6 protein-coding genes are annotated in these 4,961 nt (G+C 35.5%); 4 read left to right on the top strand and 2 right to left on the bottom strand.

All coding sequences use genetic code 11. The features are described 5' to 3' along the window. Positions 1-243, top strand: a 243-nt coding sequence (gene infC, locus MVY38_RS02635) for a translation initiation factor IF-3 (protein WP_297483331.1), incomplete at its 5' end; no start/stop codon positions are given. Positions 244-284: 41 nt separating this feature from the next. Here the strand turns inward: infC and MVY38_RS02630 are convergent. Further along, positions 285-1,610, bottom strand: a complete 1,326-nt coding sequence (locus tag MVY38_RS02630; protein ID WP_297483329.1) for an MFS transporter — start codon at positions 1,608-1,610, stop codon at positions 285-287. A gap of 106 nt (positions 1,611-1,716) precedes the next feature. On the opposite strand from MVY38_RS02630, the gene rdgB reads away from it, so the two are divergent. Continuing rightward, positions 1,717-2,307 (top strand): RdgB/HAM1 family non-canonical purine NTP pyrophosphatase, encoded by a 591-nt coding sequence (rdgB, locus tag MVY38_RS02625; RefSeq protein WP_297483327.1) that lies wholly within the window; start codon positions 1,717-1,719, stop codon positions 2,305-2,307. A 137-nt stretch (positions 2,308-2,444) separates the two neighbouring features. On the opposite strand, the gene MVY38_RS02620 is transcribed toward rdgB, so the two are convergent. Further along, positions 2,445-3,215 (bottom strand): undecaprenyl-diphosphate phosphatase, encoded by a 771-nt coding sequence (locus MVY38_RS02620; RefSeq protein WP_297483323.1) that lies wholly within the window; start codon positions 3,213-3,215, stop codon positions 2,445-2,447. Positions 3,216-3,321: 106 nt separating this feature from the next. On the opposite strand from MVY38_RS02620, the gene MVY38_RS02615 reads away from it, so the two are divergent. Next, on the top strand, positions 3,322-4,449 hold the full coding sequence (locus MVY38_RS02615; RefSeq protein ID WP_297483320.1) for an aminotransferase class V-fold PLP-dependent enzyme: 1,128 nt from the start codon (positions 3,322-3,324) through the stop codon (positions 4,447-4,449). Positions 4,450-4,453: 4 nt separating this feature from the next. Then, on the top strand, positions 4,454-4,961 hold a 508-nt coding region (locus MVY38_RS02610; RefSeq protein WP_297483317.1), incomplete at its 3' end, for an ATP phosphoribosyltransferase regulatory subunit.

Below are 4,961 nucleotides of genomic sequence, written 5' to 3'. Positions count from 1 at the left end.
TCTGTAAAAATTGCAGAAAATGATGTAGCATACAAAGTAAAACATGCAAGAGAGTTCCTTGAAAAAGGTTATCATGTAAAATTTCGTGTATTTTTACGAGGTCGTGAAATGGCACATCCTGAAGCAGCAAAAGAGGTTCTTTTACAAGTTTGGCCAATGGTTGAAGATATTGCTGTAATGGAAAAACCACCAAAATTTGAAGGCCGTTACTTCAATATGTATGTAGTACCTAATAAAAAGTAAGCTTTACTTTTTATATATCGCCAATAATTTTGGCGATATAGTTATTTTATAATTTTTGCTTCTATCTCATCTTCTGTAAGTTTTTCACTCACATATTTAACAACAGCTAATTTTTCTGTATCATTAATATACCACTCTGCAATATGTTCATGTTCTAAATTTTTAAGTTTATCCATATCTACTTCACTAAGAGGTACAAATAAAAATTCATGTTTCGTTGGATTTTCAAATCTAAAAAACATCCATAATAACCATATAAATGCAACAACAGCGACGCTAATTCCAATGGTGCTTCTATCTGCCATTCCCATCATAATACCAGCAATCATAGCACCAACGAATGTTGAAAGATATGCTGATGTATTTGCAATTCCTAATGCAGTACCTTTTTGATGCACTTTAGCGAATTTACTTATCATTGATTGTACTAGTGGCTCCATCATATTAAACGCAATAAAGAAAAATATAACACCGATTACAAATACAAGACTTGAATTTGTAAGCCCCATAATAGCAAATGAGAGTATAAAAAGTACAATAGCTATTAAAAAAATTGTTTTTGGTTTATTGTATTTTTCACCAAAAACAGCGGCAGGTCCCATTGCTACAATGCCCAGAACCATGGCTGGAACATATACTTTCCAAAGCTCAGTTTTTGCCCAGTCAAAATGGTAGTTAGCATGTGTTAAAAATACAGGAATTAAAACAAATGCCATAGTCATCAGACCTTTTTGCATAGAATCAACTATAACCATATTAAAAAGGTTTTTATCTTTTAAAATCTCTGAGATTTTAGCCTTTTTGTTGTAAATATGTACAATTTTTGGAGGAGTTGGAACCTTTGTAAAGAGTAAAATCATAGCGAGTAAAGAGAGTCCAGCTGTAATGTAGAAGAGATTACCTACACCATACATACCACCAAGAACAGGTCCTGCAACCATAGCAACTGCAAAACTCATAGCGATAAAACCACCCATAATAGCCATAGCATGACCGCGAGTTTTTTCTTCAACCAAATCAGAAATCATAGCAACAACAACAGAACCAATAGCACCAGCACCTTGTAAAAAACGCCCTAGCATAAGTGTATAGATATTGTCTGCATAGCCTGCTATAAAAGAACCAATCATAAAAATAACAAGACCAATAAAGAGAGTAGGTTTTCTTCCTATCCTGTCACTCATAGAACCAAATGGGATTTGAAACGCAGCTTGAGTAAGTGCATATCCACCAACAATAACACCAACTAAAAGAGGTGTTGCACCCTTAAGAGAGAGGGCATAAACTGAAAGAACGGGTAAAACAAGAAAGAGTCCCAAAAATCTAAGGAACAAAATACTTGAGAGGGGTAAAACTTTTTTAAACATAGCAAGCCTTTTATAGTATAATTTTGAAATTATAGAGCAACTATTATTTATAATTGATTTGCAAAAGATAAAAGATATAATTTAAAAGATAATTTAAGGAAAAAAGTTGAAAAAATTAGTACTGGCGACTTCAAACAAGGGCAAAGTAAGAGAGATAAAAGAGCTGTGCACAGAGTATGAAGTTGTTGCATACACAGAGTTGATACCCGCGTTTGAGATAGTAGAAGACGCAGATACTTTTAAAGAAAATGCACTTATAAAAGCAAGAGCAGTTTATGAAGCACTTGGAGATGAAGATGTTATAGTGATGGCAGATGATAGTGGCATTAGTGTAGAAGTGCTTGATGGTGCGCCGGGAATTTACAGTGCAAGATACGCAGGTGAAAATGCGAGTGACAAAGATAATTTGTATAAATTGATGGAAGATATAAAAGCAAAGGGGGTAATGAGTTCTCCAGCTTTTTATACGGCAGCCATTGCGATAGTAACAAAGGGAATTGAAAAGACAGTACATGGTTGGATGTATGGCAGTGCAATTACTGAGGCGCGTGGTGAGGGTGGTTTTGGATATGATCCTACGTTCATACCTCTAGGGTATGATAAAACGCTTGGAGAGCTTGATAATGAGATAAAGAAAAAACTCTCCCACCGTTCTCAAGCACTCTTTTTAGCTTCTTATATATTAAGAGTTTTATAAAATTTTACAACTTAATTTGTAGAAAGAATCTTCAAATCTCTCTAAAACTGAATGTAGATGGGCGTTATATTTGCTTAAATATTGCATAATATCTCCTTTAACATTTAAATATGTTAAAGGACAGCAATTGCTATTCCTTAATTAAATACTAGTAATAAAAAGGCACCAAAGATAATTCTATAGACTCCAAACGCAACGAAAGTGAACTTTTCTAAAAATGCTAAAAAGAGTTTGATGGTGAGGTATGCGACTATAAACGCAACGACAAATCCTACTATAAGAACTTCTAAGTTTGCTCCTGAAAAATCATGGTAGTATTTAACAATGTCGTGAGCAGTGACAGCACTCATTACAGGAAAAGCCAGCAAGAAACTAAACTCCGCACTCGCTTTACGACTCATACCGACAAGGAGTGCGCCAATGATGGTCGAACCAGCTCGTGAAGTACCCGGAATAAGGGCGAATACTTGTGCAATTCCTATCCACATAGATTGTTTGTAGGTAACGGCTTCTACATCGTCTGTAAGGTGCTCTTCATTTGGAATATAGAACTTTTCTACAATCAAAAAGATAATACCCCCAATGATGAACATAATAGCCACAATATTGATGCTAAATAACTCTTTTATCTGATGTGAAAAGATAAATCCAACAAATCCAATAGGTAAAAATGCTAAAAATACTCTTTTCCAAAGTTCAATTTTTTCAAGTGTAAATTTCTCTTTATAGTTAAAAATGACTGCCAATATTGCAGCGAACTGGATGATAACCTCGTATGCTTTTGTCACACTTGTCTGGTCTATGCCCATAAACTTACTAGCTACTATCATATGTCCTGTAGAGGAGATAGGTAGAAATTCTGTAAAACCTTCAATAACACCTAAAATTATAGAATCATAAATTGTCATATTTGTCCTTTTAAAAATGCTATTTTAGCATATTTTTAAAATTTAAACTTATTTCGCTATAATACGAGGTTTTATTTTAAACACTAAACCCATTAGGAAATACAATATGTTACTTTTTACTCCCGGTCCAACTCCAGTTCCACAAAATGTTCGTAATGCAATGAGCGATGAGACGATGCACCATCGTACACCGGAATTTGAAGCTATTTTTGAAAAAACGCGTAAGCACCTTTTTAACCTTTTTGCTACTGATGAAGTGGTGATGATAGCATCAAGCGGAACAGGAGCTATGGAAGCAGCTGTTATTAATCTCTGTAAAAACACACTTTTAAGTGTAAACTCTGGAAAGTTTGGTGAGCGTTTTGGCAAAATTGCAACGGCGCACGGGCTTAAAAATGTAGAGATTAAGAACGAGTGGGATACACCTGTAAGTGTAGAAGATGTACTAAACGCAGTAAAAGCAAACGCAGACATCGATGCAATAGCTGTACAAATTAGCGAATCAGCAGGTGGACTTCGCCATCCTGTAGAAGAGCTTGCAAAGGCTGTAAAAGAGATAAATCCTGAGATTATGATTATTGCTGATGGTATTACTGCTATAGGTGTTGAGCGTATTGATGTGACAAATATTGATTGTTTAATTGCAGGAAGTCAAAAGGCACTTATGTTGCCACCAGGACTTGCAATTTTAGGCCTTTCAAACGCAGCTATAGAGAAAATTGGTGCAGGTGTAGGCTACTACTTTAACCTTGCTTCTGAAATCAAAAAACAGCGTCAAAATACAACTGCATATACAGCTGCTACGACACTCATTATAGGACTTTTAGAAGTTTTTGAGATGATAGAGAGAGAGGGTGGACTTGGTCTGCTCTATTGTGATACTGCACGACGCGCAAAAGCGACAAGAGCAGCACTTGAAGCGATAGGGCTTCATAGCTATCCAAAAGTTCCTGCAAGAAGCATGACAACTATTGATGATGCAGATGCCTCAAAAATCCGTTCTGCTTTAAAAGAAGAGTATGGTGTGAATGTGGCAGGTGGGCAAGACCATCTGAAAGGAAAAATCTTCCGTATAAATCAGATGGGAATCATTCCTGTATATGAGTCTGCTTGGGTAGTAAACTCAATAGAGCTTATTTTACACCGTATGGGACGCTTGGAGTACACTGGTCTTGCTTCAAAAGTATTTAATGAAACATATTTTAAATCTGCCCTAGAAAAGAAAGAGATATAGATAAATGATACTTGAACATGAAATTCCACACGGAAGCAAGCTCTATTTTGGTAAAAGTGCCAAAGTAAAAAGAGATATAGAGAGAGTTGCAAGTGATATTTTGGATGCAAATGGTTTTGAAGAGATAGTAACGCCTATTTTTTCATATCACCAGCATAAGAGTATTGCTGATGAGAGAGAGCTCATTCGCATTAATGATGAAAAGAACAATTCACTCTCTTTGCGTGCTGACTCTACCATTGATGTTGTTCGTATTATAGAGAAACGACTCGGTAAGAATACAACACAAAAAAAATGGTTTTACATTCAGCCTGTTTTTACTTACCCTACTACTGAACAGTATCAGGTGGGTGTTGAGTTTATGGGTGAGAAAAAACTCTCAAGTGTTGCCTCTTTGGCAATAGATATTTTTGAAAAATTAGAGGTAAAACCTTTGATGCAAATTTCAAATATCAAGATTCCTGAACTCCTTGTTGAAATGTTTGATACATTAAGCATTGATGACTTTAGAC

It is taken from the genome of Sulfurimonas sp. (genome assembly GCF_027056685.1).
In the GTDB taxonomy this organism is placed as follows: Bacteria; Campylobacterota; Campylobacteria; order Campylobacterales; family Sulfurimonadaceae; genus Sulfurimonas.
Note: the sequence above shows the minus strand (reverse complement) of the source record. Positions and strands in the feature narration are given on the sequence as shown.

Excerpts from the sequence above, each read along its gene's own strand:
- MVY38_RS02630 (WP_297483329.1), bottom strand. The coding sequence starts at position 1,610 with ATGTTTAAAAAAGTTTTACCCCTCTCAAGTATTTTGTTCCTTAGATTT.
- MVY38_RS02620 (WP_297483323.1), bottom strand. The coding sequence starts at position 3,215 with ATGACAATTTATGATTCTATAATTTTAGGTGTTATTGAAGGTTTTACA.
- MVY38_RS02615 (WP_297483320.1), top strand. The coding sequence starts at position 3,322 with ATGTTACTTTTTACTCCCGGTCCAACTCCAGTTCCACAAAATGTTCGT.